This window comes from Gimesia aquarii (assembly GCF_007748175.1).
Taxonomy (GTDB): Bacteria; Planctomycetota; Planctomycetia; order Planctomycetales; family Planctomycetaceae; genus Gimesia; species Gimesia aquarii_A.
Map to the genome: position 1 here is coordinate 5,504,711 of NZ_CP037422.1, position 17,454 is coordinate 5,522,164.

The following is a 17,454-nucleotide window of genomic DNA, read 5'->3' on the forward strand; positions in this document are numbered from 1 at the left end:
TGACATTTGAGTCTTCATCAAACCTAATTTCTCCTGATTGAGCCAGCGTTATGAAAATTGCGATTGCAGGATGCGGCATTGCGGGAACTGCGGCTGGTTATCTTCTGGCTCAACAAGGGCATGAGGTGACTATTTTTGAGCAGGCACAGCGCTGTGGGCCTATTGGTGCAGGGATTCTCGTCCAACCAATTGGACAGGCAGTTTTGAAATCACTAGGAATATATGATGAGATTTATCAGCGGTCTGCACAATTAAATTGTATTGAAGCCCTCAAACATTCTGGAAAACGGTTGATTCGTTTAGAGTATCAACGACTTCGAACGGGGCTCTATGGTTTAGGTGTCCACCGTGGTCTGTTATTTAAATCATTGCTGGAATTGGCAAAACAGGGCGGAGTCGTGGTTCGTGAAGATGCGCGCATCGCGGCTTACCATCTTTCTGATTCAGGAGTTTCATTAAAATTGGATTCAAATGGGCACACAGAATCATTCGATTTCATGATTGCCACAGACGGAGCACGCTCAGCGCTACGGATCGCTTCAGGAATTCGTCATCACACTATTGAATATGCCTATGGTGCTCTCTGGGCAACGGGCACTTGTTCTTCAATTGAAGATAGATTGTTTCAGGTAGTGGAAGGAACAAAAAGACTGGTGGGAATCTTACCGATTGGCAATCAGGAGTGCAGTTTCTTCTGGGGATTGACGGCGGCTCAGCTAGAGAGTTTTAAGCAAAGTGGCCTTGATGTCTGGAAAGATGAAGTCTTGAAACTTTGTCCTCAAGGAGAGGAATTAGTGACTCGAATCAATTCCTTCGAAGAATTGACGTTTACGACCTATCGTAGTGTTTCAATGCGATCCTGGTCTGCAGATCGTATCATCTTTCTGGGAGATGCCGCGCATCCGACAAGCCCGCATTTAGGGCAGGGCGCCAATTTTGCGCTTGAAGATGCGTGGGTGTTTTCGGAATGCTTGAAACAGGAAACGAATTTTAGTGCTGCTTGCTTACACTATGAGTCACTCAGGAAAAATAAGATCCGTTTTTACCAACAGATTACAAGTTGGTTAACTCCTTTTTTTCAATCAGATGGGTTTGTAAAAGGCTGGGGCCGTGATATCACTTTGCCTGTGATGTCTCAGATTCCAATTTTACGCGAACAAATGTTAAAGACACTTTGTGGATTTAAAACGGGTTGGTTAAAGAGTCAGATTGGTGAAAAATAGTAGAATGATGTGCCTACTTCGCTTTTTGATTAAGTCCCTTTTTAAAAGATAGATGGATTAAGAATCCCAGAGCCAAACCCGCTGCCACCATGGCCCAGAAAGGAATTGGAGTCATGTATTGTTCGTACCCGTGACGAAAATTTGAACCAAAGATGGTACTCAAAGTAGCTATCGGGAAAAAGTACGCGATCAGTAAGTTTAAACGATGTGAAGACAGCTCAATTCGAGCAGAAACTTCTGCCTGTTCTTCTGCTCGTTTTGCGATGAGATATTCCAACGAGTTTTTTGCATCTTCGATCAGTAATTCTGCTGTTCGTTCCAGACGATAAGAATTATCACGATAATCAATGAGAATTTTATCTTTGGGAACGGCTTCGCGTGCCATCTGCAACGCCTGAGTTGCATGGCACAGGGAGCGATGCACCGGTCCCAGATGATTTAAGACTTCAAGGTATTCCACCGAACTGGTTGCCTGGTCTATTTTTTCGTCAAAGTCTTCCAGTATTTCTTCATATTCCTGGAGATGACGATTCAAGGCATCGGGTCCCCCCTGAAATTCAGTATCATGCCAGATCGCGTCTGGTTCTCTCCAGAAAAATCGTCCTTTGCGATTCATGTCGTCCGGATTGGGAGCAGCATGTAAAATTATGAGCAGGTGTCCTTCTGCCACCATAGTACGTTGGCGACCTGCTCGTTTACCAAGTCGATCGGGAAATTCCTCAGGCACATTCCAGGTTGCCGGCAGGAGGGAAGATTCATGCATCTTTCTATCCAATCTCTTTTTCAAGGATATGGGAATTGCAATTCAAGTGTTTTTATTTGTAGTATGCCTGTTAAACCATTCAAAGGGAATTGAAAGCATTCAGGACTCATCAATTCTCAAGACAAATCTGTCTTGTATGATATCAAAGGGAGAGCTGTGAACGAACTACCCAAAAGATTACTTTCTCTGAAAATACTTGGCTGGCTTTGCCCTCTTATAATTTGTTCCGGTTGCAATGCACCACCACCTCCGGCTCCGATGAAACCTCCCACTGTCACAGTCGCAGAACCACTGCAAAAAACTGTGATCTTTAATGAGGATTTCACTGGAACGCTTGCTTCAGTTGCCACTGTCGATATACGAGCGCGTGTTGATGGCATTCTTGAAAAAGTCGATTTTGAACAATCAACGCTGGTGAAGAAAGGTGATTTACTGTTTCAGATTGAACGAGATCAATATCAGGCTGCCTTAGATAAAGCCAATTCTGTGCTGGCAGCGAGTAATGCGCAGTTAATTGACTCTCAGGCAACATTAGAACGGAATGAAATTCTGTTTAAAAAGAAAGCTGTCACCCCTCAGGATTTAAACGATGCGACGGCAGAGCGCGATAAAGCCAAAGCCAGTGTGATGGGAGCCAAGGCGGATGTGGAACAGGCAACCATCAATTTGAATTACACACGTATTTATGCCCCCATCACTGGTGAAATTGGACGGACGTTAGTCGATGCCGGTAACCTGGTCGGCTCAGGAGAAAATACGTTATTGACAACCATTGTGACGATGGATCCGATTTATGTTTACTTTGATGCCAGCGAACGTTTACTCCTGGAAGCTTTAAAAAAGAAACAGACTCCCCATGAAAAAAATCCACTAAAAGTATTTGTAGGCTTATCAAATGAGGAAGGTTTTCCCCATAAGGGAGTTCTCGATTATGCAAGTAACACAGTCGATCCAGGTACTGGAACTATCCAATTGAGAGCGATATTTGAAAACAAAAAAGGATTGCTCTATCCCGGGGTCTATGTACGCGTACGAGTTCCGGGGAATCCTGTCCCTAATGCAGTATTAGTCCACGATGTTGCCATTGGAACCGATCTCGCGGGAAAATATCTCCTCATTGTTGGTAAAGATAACATTGTCGAAAAACGGCAGGTTGAGTTGGGGCAGCTAGAAAACAATATGCGGGTAATTTTGAAGGGAGTCAAACCCGGAGAGAAATATATTTATGAAGGGATTCAGCGCGCCCGTCCAGGTCGTCCTGTGACCATTAAGAATGAACCACCAAAGCAGACGAGTTCTCAAAAACAACCACAGCCAAAAACACAAACCAGCAATAATAAGCCAAAACCGGTTCCCGCCTCAAAGTGAAGAGGGATTTAATTGATCGATCTATTTTACATTCATTAACTGAAATTCACTGATCTGAAAATTCAAGAACGAAACGGATTACGATGTTTTCCCGGTTTTTTATCTATCATCCTATCTTTGCCAGTGTCATCTCGATTGTAATTGCCATTGTCGGTGCACTGGCTCTCCCATTGTTACCAGTGGAATTATTTCCAGATATCACACCACCGACCGTTGCCGTTACCGCGACATATCGGGGAGCTGATGCTCAAGTGGTTGCCGATACTGTGGCCACTCCCATTGAACAGCAGGTGAATGGTGTAGAAGACATGCTTTATATGTCGTCGAGTAGTACCAGTGACGGCAACATGACGTTAACTGTGACGTTTGATGTTGGTACAGATCTGGACATGGCAAACGTGCTGGTCCAGAACCGGGTTGCGATTGCGAATCCTCAACTACCTGAAGATGTGAAACGAGAAGGGGTGACCACAAAGAAAAAGTCAACGAATATGACATTGGTGGTCGCCTTGAACTCACCCGATGAAACGTTTGATGAACTTTATTTGAGCAATTACGCCTCGATTAACATCAATGATGAATTGAAACGAATTGATGGTGTCAGCGATGTGACTGTGATCAATGCCAAAGACTTTGGCATGCGTATCTGGCTGAACCCGAATCAGCTCGATACACGAAACATTACAACAACGGACGTAGTCAATGCGCTTCGTGAACAGAATGTGCAAGTGGCTGCAGGGCAGATCGGCCAGGAGCCAAATCCAGATAATCAGGACTTTCAATTAACCATTACGACTCTAGGACGGTTATCAGATCCCAAAGAGTTCGCCAACATTATTATCAAAACCGGCGAAGATGGCCAAATTACTCAAATTAAAGATGTGGCTACGGTACAATTAGGCGCGCAAAGCTATGACGGTTACTCTCAATTAGATGGGAAGCCAGCCGCTCTGATTGCCATCTATCAGTTGCCTGGGGCAAATGCTCTCGAAGTTGCGGAAAAGTCAAAAAAACTGTTGGAAAAACTCAAAGCAGATTTTCCGAAAGGTCTCGATTATTCTGTACCCTATGATTCAACCGAATTTGTGACTGCTTCTATTACGGAAGTAGTTGAAACATTATTCATTGCACTCGGTCTTGTGTTTGTCACGATCTTTGTCTTTTTACAAGACTTCAGAGCGACTCTGATCCCCGCAGTGACGATCCCGGTTTCTCTGTTAGGAACAATGGCGGTCATGCTGGCGATGGGATATACGATCAATACTCTGTCATTGTTTGGAATTGTGCTTGTGATCGGGATCGTGGTCGATGATGCCATCGTCGTTGTAGAGAACGTTACTCGTATATTAGACACGGAAAAGTGTTCTCCCAAAAAAGCCACTGAACTTGCCATGATCGAAATCACTGGCCCTGTGGTTGCGACCACTCTTGTGTTACTGGCCGTATTCGTCCCTACGATGGTTCTGCCGGGAATTACCGGGCGTTTATATCGTCAGTTTGCGTTAACTATTTCAATCGCGACTCTCTTTTCTTCTGTCTGTGCTTTAACGTTGAGTCCAGCGATGTGCGGTATCATGTTGCGACCTACTCAGGAAAGACGTGGTTTCTTCTTTCGTGCATTTAACTGGTGTTTTGACCGATCTTTGAACGTCTATATGAAATTCGTTAAGGTATTTGTCCGGCGCGCATTTTTTATGATTATCCCATTAGGAGCGATTTTTGCGGCGACGGGAGTCGGATTTCTTTCAGTTCCTGGTGGCTTTTTGCCAGATGAGGACCAGGGGTACATTTTTATAAATACACAATTGCCAGACGGTGCCTCTTTAAATCGAACACGTGCTGTTCAGAATCGAATTAACAAGATTGCTGCTGACCTGCCTGCTGTAACCAATGTGATTACAATGGGAGGCTTTTCAATGTTGAACAATTCTAATGCCTCTAATTATTCCACGACCATTGTTGCCCTGGAGAATTGGGACCAGCGGCAAGAGCCTGGTCTGAGTGTGTTTGCATTGGTGCGCAGACTACATGTTTCTTTATCACAAATCCAGGAATCGATTTCCTTTCCTTTCATTCCTCCCGCGATTCAGGGGCTTGGTAATGCAGGGGGATTCCAGATACAGATTCAGGATCGTGGTTCGGCTGGATCTGATGTCTTACAAATGGCGACGATGGATCTAATGGATCGTGGAAATTCTGATCCCGTTTTATCGGGATTGAACACCAGTTTTAGCGCCACAGTTCCGCAAATCTATCTCGATATTGATCGCGAGAAAGCCATCAAGATGGGAGTGCCCCTTGATTCGATCTTTGACACCTTGCAGGCAGAACTGGGGTCTATGTACGTCAATGATTTCAATATCTTTAATCGCGTGTTTAAGGTGATGGTTCAGGCTGATGAGAATTTCCGAAGCAAGGTGGAAGACATTACCCGTTTAAAAGTACGAGACCGTAGAGGGAGCATGGTGCCCCTTCACACGCTGGTGAAAGTCAATAATTCAGCCGGTCCTCAAAATGTGAGCCACTACAACCTGTATCCGACAGCTTCTATCACCGGGAACTCAGCGCCCGGATACAGTTCTGGGCAAGCCATTACTCGAATGGAACAACTTTCAGATGAGGTTTTACCGCAGGGATTTGGATATGAATGGACGGGAATCTCTTATCAGCAGATTGAAGCGGGAAATATGGCGCCCTTCATTTTTGCGATGGCGCTGGTATTTGTCTATTTATTCTTATGTGCTCAATACGAAAGCTGGTCAATTCCCCTTTCGGTGATTCTGTCCGTACCTCTCGGAATCTTTGGTGCCATTTTTGCCACGATGCTACGTGGATTCGACAATAATATTTATACACAAGTTGGATTTGTTTTGTTGATTGCATTGGCTAGTAAAAATGCGATTCTGATTGTGGAATTTGCAAAGCTCCAACGTGAGTCGGGGAAATCAATCACTGATGCGGCAATTGAAGCCTGTTTTCTACGTTTCCGTCCTATTCTGATGACAGCCATTAGTGCGATTCTGGGTGCTGTACCATTGGCGATTGCCTCTGGTGCTGGAGCAGCGAGTCGACAGGCTTTGGGCACAGCCGTCGTAGCAGGATTAACGGCTGCAACATTCTTCGGTGTGTTTATGGTTCCTGTGATGTACGTGATTGTTCAGAAAATCAGCGAATGGATTGGTGGCAGGCAGCAAGTACATGAAGAAGGGACAGATAATTCTCCTGCACCTTCAACTTGAATTATCAAACAAAAAAGTACGATACATCAACTGAAGTGGCGCTGTCGATTAGCCTCGTAAAGCAGTATTCCAGCAGAGACCGCTACATTGAGCGACTCCGTTTTTCCCTGTTGTGGAATGCGCACGAGGTGGGAACATTTTTCCAGAAGTGCAGCCTGAATTCCGGTACCTTCGTTTCCCACAATGACAGCGGTCGGCTGCTGAAAATCATATTCTGAAAGCGATTGTTGAGCGTGCATTGTTGTGCCCACTACACAAACTCCTTTATTTTTCAAGTCATGACATAATTGAACCAGGTCGGGAGTTTGAGCAATCGGGATGCGGTTCAGGGCACCGACCGAAGTACGGCAGACGAGACTGGTGACTTCACATTGTTCATCGGTTCCTACAAAAATGCCGTGTGTTCCTAAAACTTCGGCTGATCTAATCATCGCACCAAAATTATAGGGATCTTGAATTCGATCCAGAACTAAATATAAGGGGGATTTGGTTTGTTTCTGGAACAGATCCTGAGTAGAGGCGTACGGAAAAGGTGACATCTTTGCAATCATTCCCTGATGATCACTAGTCCGGCATTTTTGTGTGATTGCATCGGTCGAAGTGATCGAGACAGGAACTGATAATCGATTCGCAAGATGTTCTGCCTGAGCAATCACGTCTGATTCCAACTGGTCTGACAGATGCAGTTCCCACATTGGCCAGAAACCCGCGGATAATGTTTCCATGACGGCGTTCCGACCCCAAATCCAACACTTTTGATGGTTTCCGAGAAGGGGCTTTTTTTTCTTTGATCTAGATTGCTTTCCGACCATAGGAATTCTATTTCGTTTTGACTATTCTATGAAGGCAACTGGTGACTTATCAAATTCTGAAAATCAATTTTATAATGCTTTCGAGAGGAAAATCGATCCTTGTTGAAGATCGCAATTTCATATTATCGAATCAAGTAACCCTCGTTATGCTATAATAAGTTACTAGCAGTTTTTTACTGAAAATAATACAGAGGCGGTTATTTTGTCTGGAAATCCAATTATATATAAACCATACGAGTGGGAACGACTCAGAATCGCATCCCAATTTAACGCGAAATTGATGGACCATTTACGCCCTTTTGTCAAGCCGGGTGTTACCACTGATGAAATTAATGAAGTCGTTCATGAATATACAGTGTCTCATGGTCATGTTCCGGCAACACTGGGATATATGGGGTATCCCAAAAGCTGCTGTATCAGTATTAATGAAGTCGTCTGCCATGGCATTCCAGATGAGACTGTTCTGAAAGAAGGTGATATTGTTAACGTCGATATCACTAGTATTGTCGGTGGTTGGTATGGTGATCAATCGGAGACATTTCTGGTAGGAGAGGTCTCCGAAGATGCGCGAAAGCTGGTACAAGTGACGTTTGACTCACTGTTTCTGGCCATTAATACCATTCGACCTTCATCCAGTGTCGTTGAAATTGGGGAAGCGATCTATGGCTATGCGACAGGGTTGGGTTATGGTGTCGTACGTCAATATCAAGGTCATGGGATCGGTCGAGAATTTCATACTGATCCCGGGATTCCACATTATCCCACCTCGGCATCAGAGCGAGATATCCTGCTTCCTGGGATGTGCTTTACGATCGAGCCGATGCTAAATGCCGGCACCTGGAAAACCGTAGAAGACCGTAGTGATGGATGGACCGTCCGCACGAAAGATAATAAATTATCAGCGCAGTTTGAACACACAATTCTAATGACTGAAGATGGTCCTGAAATCTTGACTTTAACGAAAGAAGGGCCTCAACCCGGTCATCAATTCTGATAGGCACAATTGGTTTTCATTTTCAGAACAATTCTTGTTTTGTTCTGAAATTCAGGTCGCATCTTGCTTTTCATGCATTAAATAACGCTTGTTGTACTCACAGTATGAAATGTGGCACTTCACTCTAGAGTAATAAATCGCTTTTGCTCTTTTCATTTTGCTGCAGGCTATTGCAGTTTCTTAAGAACATATAGTATCTTAAGATCATAATTCTTTTTCGTTGATGATAACAATGTGCTAGCCGTTTCTTGATGTTGCTTGAACAAAAAAAAGCGAGATTTGGAGTCAACATGATGCGACTTACGATGTTGATAGCGGGTGTCATTTTTTCGATGACAATTTCTGTTTTTGCAGAAGAGAAAACTCTAGACTGGGTTCAAGTCACTGAGAAAGCAGGTTGGCAACCACGTGATTCACAGGGCGAGTTAGTCTATAAAGATCAATTGTGGATTTTTGGTGGCTGGTTCAATTCTTATGAAGCACCACCTCGTGATGTATGGAACTCATCTGACGGAAAGAAGTGGAATCTTGTTACCAAACAGGCACCCTGGATTCATAGTGACTTGCCAATGTCAATCGTCTTTGATGACAAAATGTGGATGATGGGGGGGTGGTATAACGGCAGACTCAAAGGGCATTCTGCAGGAAATCAAGTCTGGTCATCGGTGAATGGCAAAGATTGGGATCTCGTGACCGAGCAAGCTAAATGGACCCCGCGCCTGGCTGCAGCGATTGTGGAATTCAAGGGGAAGATGTGGTTACTGGGGGGCATTGAAAATTATTATTTTGGTGATGATAAAAGTCTAAAAAATGATGTTTGGTATTCTTCAAATGGCAAAGATTGGAAACTGGCAACTGCTGATGCAGGGTGGTCACCTCGCGCGTACCATCAGGCTGCTGTATTGAATGGGAAGATCTATGTATTTGGAGGTGGCAATTATACACCCAAATATCATGCAACGAATGATGTATGGAGTTCTGAAGATGGAATCCATTGGAAACAGGAAACAGCGCAGGCTCCCTGGCACGAAAGGCTGTGGTTTTCTTCGGTGGTCTACCGAGATCGAATGTGGGTTATTGGTGGTTGGTCTAATCATCCCGCAAAAAATAAAAATGATGCTTGGTATTCAAAAGATGGAAAGCATTGGAATAAACTCAAAACGAATAAAGTCTGGAAAGAACGCCACGAGCTTTCCGCGTTTGTTTTCAAAGATAAAATCTGGATTGCAGGAGGGCATGCACAACCTCTCAATAGTGAGGTCTGGACGCTTGACATTCCGAGGGACTGGTTCAAAAAGGAAGAGAGTGGCGCCTCTCTGAAACGGGGTCTACCAAAGACTATTGAAAAACTAAAGTCCGGAAAACCGACAAAAATCGTTTGTTTTGGAGATAGTGTCACCGGGGTTTACTATCACACGGGGAGCCGGCGTGCTTATACAGATATGTTAGGCATCGCATTAGAAAAAACGATTCCTGAGGCGAACCTTCATATGATTAACGCCGGTATCAGTGGGCATACCACCGTCAATGCTTTATCACGAATTGATCGGGACGTGCTTCAACATCAACCTGACCTCGTCACGGTGATGTTTGGTTTAAATGACATGAGTGGTGGTAAAAGACATGTTCCATTGGAACAATACCGGAAAAATTTACAATCAATTATTAACAAGTGTCGTGCTGAAGGAGCAGAAGTTCTACTTTGCACACCGAATACTGTAATTACAACTCAAAGTCGCCCTGCAGAGAAATTGGTTGAGTATTGTGATGTTGTGAGAGCAGTTGGCAATGAAATGAATGTACCTGTGTGCGACTGCTATCAAAAACTGAATCAATTGCGCGATCAAAATCCATTCGCATGGCGATTACTGATGAGCGACGAAATTCATCCCACAATGGCAGGGCACAAGAAAATAGCGGAATTCATTTCTGAAGCAATTACGGGGAAAGAGATTTCACTGACCGAAGTCGAACCACCTGTACTCGCGATTCCGCGCACGAAGTCGTTACTGAAAACAAATCAGCCGATTCGTGTTGTCGCAATGCCTCCCTTGGATGAGATGATCCAGAAAGTCGTTAAGCAAGTTGCGCCTCAGACTCAATTACAAATGACTGTCTGGAAGACAGATAGTAAAACAATCAAGCAAATTGAAGCAGATGCCAAAACAATGATTCGTCCGCAGAAGCCAGATTTGGTTTTATTGGCGATTCCGCGCACAGCAGCTTCAGATTCGAAGGAAAAATTCATACATAGTTATATCTGGACGATGAACTATTCCCTGAATTTTGGAAAAGGGGGCTGGGATTGTGTCGTTTTTCATCCGAACGTCTTTGATCCTCAGAACGCAGATCCTGACTTTGACAAGCTAATACGCCAATTGGTCCGCGGGCAGGATTTGACGCTAGTCGATCGTAAACCTGATCAGGAAACAGAAGCAGAAACGATTTTGTTGCAATGGTTGCAATCTCAACTGGATTGAGTCGTGCTTGATTTGCTCTGTTTCTAAAAAAAACAGCAGCTTGCTTTGACTTCAATCTCTCTGCATCGATATCAATTACGCTTGAAAATCATTAGTTCGAATTTTCCTGATTTGGGACATTTTCGTAAGTTTCGATATGCGTATTTAATGCTCTTGAGATGTGTGCGGTCAAACATTTGGTTGCCAGCTTAAGATCACGTTTTCGAATCGCCTGCAGGATGGATTTGTGCTCTATCGCATAAGTGTGGGGCTGATGTTGTGAACTGAATTGACCTTTAAAGGCAAACCGTTTCCGAATCAGAGGTGCAATCACTTCCAGGAGCGTCTGACTACCCGTACTTTCGACCAGCGTGCGATGGAAACGCATGTCGTTATCAAGACGTTCATAGCGCGAAATATTTCCATTAGCAGCAATCACAGCATCACATTCTGCCTCTAATCGATCGATCGTTTCATCAGTGATATGTTTCATGGCCTCTTTTAAAGCGACCGGTTCAAGTAATAGTCGACAATGATATAAATCAGTAATTTCAGAGACCGTGAGTGAAACAATTTGCCAGCCGCGACGTGGAATGCGTACAAACATGCCGTCTTTGCAGAGCCAGTCCAGTGCTTGTCGAACCGTAATTAAGCTGACACTGAATTTTTTGACGAGATCTTGCGCACGTACTGTCTGACCCGGAAGGTATTCGCCGCGCAGTACCTTTTCCTGAATCTCTCGATAAGTGCGTTCTGTCTGGTTTTTAAATTCGAATGTCTCATCAGTCGGAACTGCGCCATTTGTAGGTATTTTGACCACAACAGGGTGACGGCGTTCATCAATTTCGACCCACTTATCCTGAATAAGCTGGTCGATTGCTTTTCTGATGGTCGTGCGACTTGTACCCAGTTCCCGTGCCAGAGTGGTTGCATTTAAGTGTGTACCTTTTGAAAGCTCATCTGAGGCTAATTTCGCAAGTAAGTGCTGATGCACACGAGAGACCAGAGTTGGTTGAGAATTTGATGACATGAATTGGCGCCTCTTGAAATCAAAATCGAATGGAAGACAAACCTGACTTCTGCATAGAAACACATTTGTTCGAAGTGATTTTGTCTGCTGCAATTATAGAGAGCATTTAGTGGAACGAAACCTATGGAAAATATAAAATGACAAAATGATATTATTAATAAAAAAGTCATTGACATGTACGTCTCTATGATTTATTAATAATGTTATTCATAAAAAAGTCATTATTTTAAACGATTATGATCTTAATACTCTTCTACAGTAAATAGCTGTTCTACTGTGCTCGTTTATTTTTCTTTTCCAGGTTATTGGGAGTACATCAGCCATGCGAACTCAAAAAAATCCCCGTTCTGCTTTTACTTTAATTGAATTATTGGTCGTGATTGCGATCATTGCCATTCTGATTGCTTTACTTCTACCGGCTGTTCAGCAGGCCAGGGAAGCAGCCCGTCGTAGTACCTGCAAAAACAATCTTAAGCAATTAGGATTAGCAATTCATAATTATCATGAGGCACATAGTGTTTACCCACCTTCTTCAATAAACAGAGGTGCCGGTAGTCCCAATGGTTGTTCTGGCTGGGGAGTTCCCGCGATCAGCGGTCTTACGATGTTACTGCCTTATATGGACCAGGCTAATGTTTATAACCTCTATGATTTTGATATTGGACAAACTGATCCTTCCGTGAATGTCGCTGCTATGAATACGGATATTCCCTCGTTGGTCTGCCCCACTGATTCCAATTCAGTCGTCCAAATTACAGGAGCCTGTTACAAATTTGCCAGCCCCTGGCAGGCAGCTCAACATAATGGAGGTACAAATTATGTATTTTGCACAGGAACAGGGACTGGTTGGACTTATTTGGGATCAGCGGGAAACGCACCAGATCTCGGAGGAATCTTTCTGGAAAATGGAAAGAAAAAAATACGTGATGTGACCGATGGTACGTCTAACACAATTGCGATGGGAGAAGTTCTATGGGTTGATCATGCCAATAATGCCCCCAGTAATGGCGAAGGCGGAAAACCAGCCTGGGCGGTTGGCGTAGGGACACAACTTGGATTCTCATCAACAGCAGGCATCAATTTCGATTGGGAACAATTTGCTGGTTCCCCGGGACAATGCCGTGGTCCGAATACGACAAGTGGCAGTAGTTGTGGTGGTGCACGTCCTGCGGCATTACAAAGTATTCACGTTGGGGGCTGCCATGTGCTCCTGGCAGATGGTGCGGTCAGATTTCTATCTGAAAATATTGATCAATTGACTTTGGATTACCTGTCACAACGGGCAGATGGCGAGGTAGTAGGCGAGTTTTAATTTAGTTTGCAATCCAGACACTCGCATCGTTTTAAGTCAAATCATCATAGTCGATCAAGGGAGGTATGAGCGTGACTACTTTGATGAAAGCGTCAGTTGTTTTCAGTATGCTGTTGACATTAAGTGCATACTTAGTGGGGTGTAGTGCTTCTTCAGTAGATGATGCACCCGAGAGAGCAATTACATCTGGCATTGTTTCGTTTTCCGGAAATCCGATTACCCAAGGGCAGATTAGTTTCATACCTAAGCAGGGGCCGACTGCGATGGGACCGATTAAAGATGGGAACTATCGTATTGACTCAAAAGGAGGTGTGCCTGTTGGCAAGTGCCAGGTGAAAATCCTGGCATATGAGGAAACTGGTAAGGAGTATACAGTGGGTGCTGGTGGAAAAAAGGCAAAGGAAACCAAACAGATCATTCCGAACAAGTATAATAAACGGTCAACATTGCATGCCGAAATCAATGCCGGTAAAGAAAATAAACATGATTTTGATCTGAAATAGATTTGATCAAATTCTATTTGAAATGATGAGGATGGCTAAGTGAGTCATCCTTTTTTCATAGGCTATAAGTTGTCTGTTCTCAATAAATGTGAAGTTTCGATTGATGCAGTTCACAAACATTTTCTTATGAGAAGTTGATATTGATTTCTATTAAGAGCTGATTTGTTTATGATTTGATTTTGAATGTAAATCCTTCCTTTTGCTCGCCACCATTCTTATACCGTATTGTCGCACACCTCGAGTTCACTCCAGAAGCCAGGATCAAATCAATGTTAATTGGATATGTCAGTGATGAAAATTACCGTGCCTTATTTGATGTCGCTGTGGAGTTTCAGGCGGATGGTCAGCATTTCAGTACTCGTTCCACTGCATCCGGGGCTGTGATTGCAGATCTGTCTGAGGGAACTTATGAAGTGATTTTGCAGCATCATGATTTTTGTTCAAAACGAGTCCAGCTTCAGGTACAAGAAGGTCAGGTGCATCAGTTCCGACTTCTATCTACAAAACTCTATGGCTATGCCTGGCCACGATGTGTCAGTGTTGGAGAGTCTTCCGAATTTCGAGTCCACTCTACATCCGAATATTATTTAGAACTTTGGCGTTATGGGAAAAAGAAGGAATACGTCCGTCGGATCGGTACTTTTGATGATCATGCTCCTTTAGCAAATCTGCAGATCACTCCAGATGGTGATTATACCCAGAACGGTGTCGACTGGAATCACGTTGGTTATAAAACGGTCACACAGAAACAAAGGGTAACCGCACCGGATCGAACGGGCTTGTATATGTTTCATCTCAGTAATCAAGAAGGAAAAGTATTTACGTTTCCCTGGGTGGTTTCTCCCGAAACACCACAAGCAGATGTTGCGATTCTTGCCAGTGATTTAACCTGGAACGCTTACAATAATTTTGGGGGCCGGAGTAACTACCTGAATCCGGAAGGTCTGCCTCAAACTCCTGTTGTGAATAGCCGTCAGGAGTTACGACGTTACCTTCAGCCTTCGTTTGGGGTCTATTGTTTTGATGAGTATGCACCACTTTCTTTAGAGCGTCCGCAGCCGTATTTACACATTGATCTGGAAGAACAATTACGCGACCCGATTCACAGCCGCATGGGGTGTGGGATGCTGCATTCAGAGTGGCGTTTATTAGGCTGGATGGAAGAACAAGAGATCGCTTACGACTATTATAGTGAGACCCAGTTTCACTTTGACCAGGTTCCGCTCGATCAATATAAGGTGTTGATTTTGGGATCGCATCCTGAATACTGGTCAAAGCAAATGTATGATCGGCTCAAGTCCTGGGTCTTTGAATCGGGAGGGGGTTTGATTTACCTGGGGGGGAATGGACTGAACTGTGAAGTGGAGTTTCTGGATGATCATCGGATCGTGCATCACGATACCGATTGCACAAAGTGGTGCGGAGTGGCGATGGATCCACCGATTCCGGAGTCAGAGTCCAGGTATGAAAGTCGCTATCACGCGCGTCAGGAGTCTGAAGCCAACCTGTTGGGAGTTGTTTTCTCCTTTGCCGGCATTATGACGGGAGCCCCATATAAAGTAGTCGATGATCAGCACTGGTGTTTTCAAGGGACAAACTTAAAACAAAACGATCTATTTGGGACGGAAAGTCAGCACATGCGAATTCCGGGAGGTGCTTCCGGACACGAGACGGATAAAATATCTCCCAGTTCACCAGCGAATGTGCATCTTGTGGCGCAAGGAATGAACCCCGATCAAGGTGGCGCTGATATGGTCCATTTTCAAACTCCCTCTGGGGGGGAAGTCTTTTCTGTCGGCTCGATTTGCTGGATTACATCAATGCTAGTCGACGAAAATGTATCGAAGGTCTCACGTAATGTGATTGATCATTTTATCGAATCATAAATCTAATAGTTGAAGAAACTCATGAAACGCATTCTTCGAGAACATACAACGGCTGTTTTTTCCGCTCAGGCTGAACCTGTGTTATCAGTGAGTCCCGGCGAAACCTTTATGATTGAAACTGAAGACTCGCGCGGCGGTCGAACCAGGAAACCCGAACAATGTACTCCCGATGCGTTACATAAGATGCGCCAAGAGGGGTATGCTGGTAATCCCGTCGTCGGGCCTGTGTTTGTGGATGGGGCAGAGCCTGGGGATACTCTAGCCGTTCAGATTCAAGAGATGGCCTGTGATACACAGGGATACTACGGCTATTGGCCGTTCGAGCAACATCTACAGGATCTGATTGAAGAGCCAGTAACACGTCTGGTCAAGATTGTTGATGACAAAGTGAAATACTCATTTCAGGCTGGCGGAAAAACGCATGAGTTGGTCCTTCCTGTCGCACCTGTCATCGGAACGATAGGAACAGCCCCGCAGGAGGAAGTGGTTTATACCTATCATACAGGAACACATGGAGGGAACCTCGATGTACCTGAGATCGGACCCGGCTGTACAATCTATCTGCCTGTGGCAGTCGAAGGTGCGTTATTATCGTTAGGAGACTGTCATGCGCGGCAAGGCGATGGTGAACTGTGCGCGGTTGAGATGCGTTCCGAGGTGAAATTGTCAGTGCAAGTGCTTAAGAATTGGACCAAGCAACAACAATGGTTGCGTGCGGAGACAGATGAGGAACTACTCACCATTGCCTGTGATCGCCCTTTGGAATCTGCGCAGTGGTTGGCTATTCGAGAGATGATTTCCTGGCTCGAAGAACGGCAGGGATGGACCAAAAGCGAAGCCCGTGAATTTCTGAGCATAGCCAGCGATGTTAAGCCGGGACAGTCACTTGCTGGGCCTTATTCGATGCGTGTACTCGTTCCTAAAAAAATTCTGCCTTGAGAACAATCAGACGACCATCATTGATTCTTCACGGTCCAGGATCGGTCGCACGAGATTGCCAATCTCTTTGCATTCCAGATTTGTTAATTGACGTTGAGGAGCACGAGCAGGGCCAAAGTCTTTTCCGGCGATGTGCATTGCATATTTTAACATGCTGATACTAAAACTCTCACCATTGCGCGCTCGATATTGTTCAATCGGCAGAATGATCCGTTGCAGTGTCATTGCTTCTTCAAAATTCTGACCGGCTAGTGCGGTATATAAAGCGAGTACTAAACGAGGGCAGAGATTGACGGCACCGGAAGTGAAACCTGTCGCGCCAGCCAACATATAATAGGGGGCAAATCGTTCTGCAGAACCACAGAGCCATTCACAGTCACCAGAACTCCGCTCCACAATAGATTGAAACTGATCCATGTGATTCACCGCATATTTCACTCCGCAAATGTAGGGGTTAACGGCCAATTTCAATAGTAGCTTATCACTGGGAATCTCTCGCGTTTTGTAGATCACAGTAGCAGCACGTGTTGAGTCGATGAGACGCAGGTAGTAGTCGGAGGCTCCTTCGTCACACAGGTACGGATGCGGTAAAGGCATCACCATAAGACCGGCAGCACCACGTTTCATAGCCTCTTTTGCTAGTTGAATTGCATCTCCGATGGCGCCACTGATGGGGGCCAGGATGAACGCGTCTGGGCCTGTTGCACGACAGGTGGCTTCCACGATGTCCACGATTTCTGAATGAGAGAGACTGTGAAATTCACTAGTACCGGCTGCGGGCAAAAAAACGCGAATACCAGCTGCATACATTTTATTAATATGGTGCTCATAAAGATCGAAATTGATCTTATCTGATTGATCATAGGGTGTGAGTGGGACTGCGTGAACGGTTCTTAAATCAGAGCCAGAAATCAACTGCGACATGA

At 44.7% G+C, this 17,454-nt stretch carries 13 protein-coding genes; 9 read left to right on the forward strand and 4 right to left on the reverse strand.

Features of this window, described 5'->3' with window-relative positions; all coding sequences use genetic code 11:
• The first annotated feature begins 50 nt into the window (after nucleotides 1-50).
• Nucleotides 51-1,223, forward strand: coding sequence for an FAD-dependent oxidoreductase (locus tag V202x_RS20895; protein WP_145178795.1), 1,173 nt, complete (start codon nucleotides 51-53; stop codon nucleotides 1,221-1,223).
• Between the two features lie 13 nt (nucleotides 1,224-1,236).
• On the opposite strand, the gene V202x_RS20900 is transcribed toward V202x_RS20895, so the two are convergent.
• On the reverse strand, nucleotides 1,237-1,986 hold the full coding sequence (locus V202x_RS20900) for a hypothetical protein (RefSeq protein ID WP_145178796.1): 750 nt from the start codon (nucleotides 1,984-1,986) through the stop codon (nucleotides 1,237-1,239).
• Nucleotides 1,987-2,142: 156 nt separating this feature from the next.
• Between V202x_RS20900 and V202x_RS20905 the strand changes: the two genes are divergently transcribed.
• Together V202x_RS20905 and V202x_RS20910 are read left to right on the forward strand one after the other, a co-directional pair.
• On the forward strand, nucleotides 2,143-3,354 hold the full coding sequence (locus V202x_RS20905; RefSeq protein ID WP_145178797.1) for an efflux RND transporter periplasmic adaptor subunit: 1,212 nt from the start codon (nucleotides 2,143-2,145) through the stop codon (nucleotides 3,352-3,354).
• A gap of 83 nt (nucleotides 3,355-3,437) precedes the next feature.
• The gene (locus tag V202x_RS20910; protein WP_145178798.1) at nucleotides 3,438-6,593 is read left to right on the forward strand and encodes an efflux RND transporter permease subunit; all 3,156 of its coding nucleotides are present in this window, start codon (nucleotides 3,438-3,440) and stop codon (nucleotides 6,591-6,593) included.
• A gap of 26 nt (nucleotides 6,594-6,619) precedes the next feature.
• Here V202x_RS20910 and rlmB read toward each other — a convergent pair whose 3' ends face one another.
• Nucleotides 6,620-7,405 carry a 23S rRNA (guanosine(2251)-2'-O)-methyltransferase RlmB gene (rlmB, locus tag V202x_RS20915; protein WP_145178799.1) on the reverse strand — a complete coding sequence of 262 codons (786 nt, stop codon included), beginning with the start codon at nucleotides 7,403-7,405 and terminating at the stop codon, nucleotides 6,620-6,622.
• A 202-nt stretch (nucleotides 7,406-7,607) separates the two neighbouring features.
• Here rlmB and map point away from each other — a divergent pair, with 202 nt between their 5' ends.
• Together map and V202x_RS27605 are read left to right on the forward strand one after the other, a co-directional pair.
• Nucleotides 7,608-8,399 (forward strand): type I methionyl aminopeptidase, encoded by a 792-nt coding sequence (map, locus tag V202x_RS20920; RefSeq protein WP_144985682.1) that lies wholly within the window; start codon nucleotides 7,608-7,610, stop codon nucleotides 8,397-8,399.
• 290 nt (nucleotides 8,400-8,689) lie between these two features.
• Nucleotides 8,690-10,879, forward strand: coding sequence for a GDSL-type esterase/lipase family protein (locus V202x_RS27605; RefSeq protein ID WP_197993012.1), 2,190 nt, complete (start codon nucleotides 8,690-8,692; stop codon nucleotides 10,877-10,879).
• Between the two features lie 91 nt (nucleotides 10,880-10,970).
• On the opposite strand, the gene V202x_RS20930 is transcribed toward V202x_RS27605, so the two are convergent.
• On the reverse strand, nucleotides 10,971-11,888 hold the full coding sequence (locus V202x_RS20930; RefSeq protein WP_145178800.1) for a GntR family transcriptional regulator: 918 nt from the start codon (nucleotides 11,886-11,888) through the stop codon (nucleotides 10,971-10,973).
• Nucleotides 11,889-12,210: 322 nt separating this feature from the next.
• Between V202x_RS20930 and V202x_RS20935 the strand changes: the two genes are divergently transcribed.
• From V202x_RS20935 to V202x_RS20950, 4 genes are all read left to right on the forward strand, one after another.
• Nucleotides 12,211-13,200: a DUF1559 domain-containing protein gene (locus tag V202x_RS20935; protein ID WP_144985684.1), complete on the forward strand. Its 990-nt coding sequence runs from the start codon at nucleotides 12,211-12,213 to the stop codon at nucleotides 13,198-13,200.
• A gap of 71 nt (nucleotides 13,201-13,271) precedes the next feature.
• A complete protein-coding gene (locus tag V202x_RS20940; RefSeq protein WP_145178801.1) occupies nucleotides 13,272-13,703 on the forward strand; it encodes a hypothetical protein in 432 nt (143 codons plus the stop codon).
• Between the two features lie 269 nt (nucleotides 13,704-13,972).
• Nucleotides 13,973-15,589 carry a N,N-dimethylformamidase beta subunit family domain-containing protein gene (locus V202x_RS20945; protein WP_145178802.1) on the forward strand — a complete coding sequence of 539 codons (1,617 nt, stop codon included), beginning with the start codon at nucleotides 13,973-13,975 and terminating at the stop codon, nucleotides 15,587-15,589.
• Nucleotides 15,590-15,610: 21 nt separating this feature from the next.
• Nucleotides 15,611-16,528: an acetamidase/formamidase family protein gene (locus V202x_RS20950; RefSeq protein WP_145178803.1), complete on the forward strand. Its 918-nt coding sequence runs from the start codon at nucleotides 15,611-15,613 to the stop codon at nucleotides 16,526-16,528.
• A gap of 6 nt (nucleotides 16,529-16,534) precedes the next feature.
• Here the strand turns inward: V202x_RS20950 and V202x_RS20955 are convergent, their stop codons facing one another.
• Nucleotides 16,535-17,452: a dihydrodipicolinate synthase family protein gene (locus V202x_RS20955; protein WP_145178804.1), complete on the reverse strand. Its 918-nt coding sequence runs from the start codon at nucleotides 17,450-17,452 to the stop codon at nucleotides 16,535-16,537.
• Nucleotides 17,453-17,454: the final 2 nt, after the last annotated feature.

Bases quoted from the DNA above. Each gene is read 5' to 3' on its own strand.
- V202x_RS20895 (WP_145178795.1), top strand. From the start codon at position 51: ATGAAAATTGCGATTGCAGGATGCGGCATTGCGGGAACTGCGGCTGGT.
- V202x_RS20900 (WP_145178796.1), bottom strand. From the start codon at position 1,986: ATGCATGAATCTTCCCTCCTGCCGGCAACCTGGAATGTGCCTGAGGAA.
- V202x_RS20910 (WP_145178798.1), top strand. From the start codon at position 3,438: ATGTTTTCCCGGTTTTTTATCTATCATCCTATCTTTGCCAGTGTCATC.
- rlmB (WP_145178799.1), bottom strand. From the start codon at position 7,405: ATGGTCGGAAAGCAATCTAGATCAAAGAAAAAAAAGCCCCTTCTCGGA.
- V202x_RS27605 (WP_197993012.1), top strand. From the start codon at position 8,690: ATGATGCGACTTACGATGTTGATAGCGGGTGTCATTTTTTCGATGACA.
- V202x_RS20930 (WP_145178800.1), bottom strand. From the start codon at position 11,888: ATGTCATCAAATTCTCAACCAACTCTGGTCTCTCGTGTGCATCAGCAC.
- V202x_RS20935 (WP_144985684.1), top strand. From the start codon at position 12,211: ATGCGAACTCAAAAAAATCCCCGTTCTGCTTTTACTTTAATTGAATTA.
- V202x_RS20945 (WP_145178802.1), top strand. From the start codon at position 13,973: ATGTTAATTGGATATGTCAGTGATGAAAATTACCGTGCCTTATTTGAT.
- V202x_RS20950 (WP_145178803.1), top strand. From the start codon at position 15,611: ATGAAACGCATTCTTCGAGAACATACAACGGCTGTTTTTTCCGCTCAG.
- V202x_RS20955 (WP_145178804.1), bottom strand. From the start codon at position 17,452: ATGTCGCAGTTGATTTCTGGCTCTGATTTAAGAACCGTTCACGCAGTC.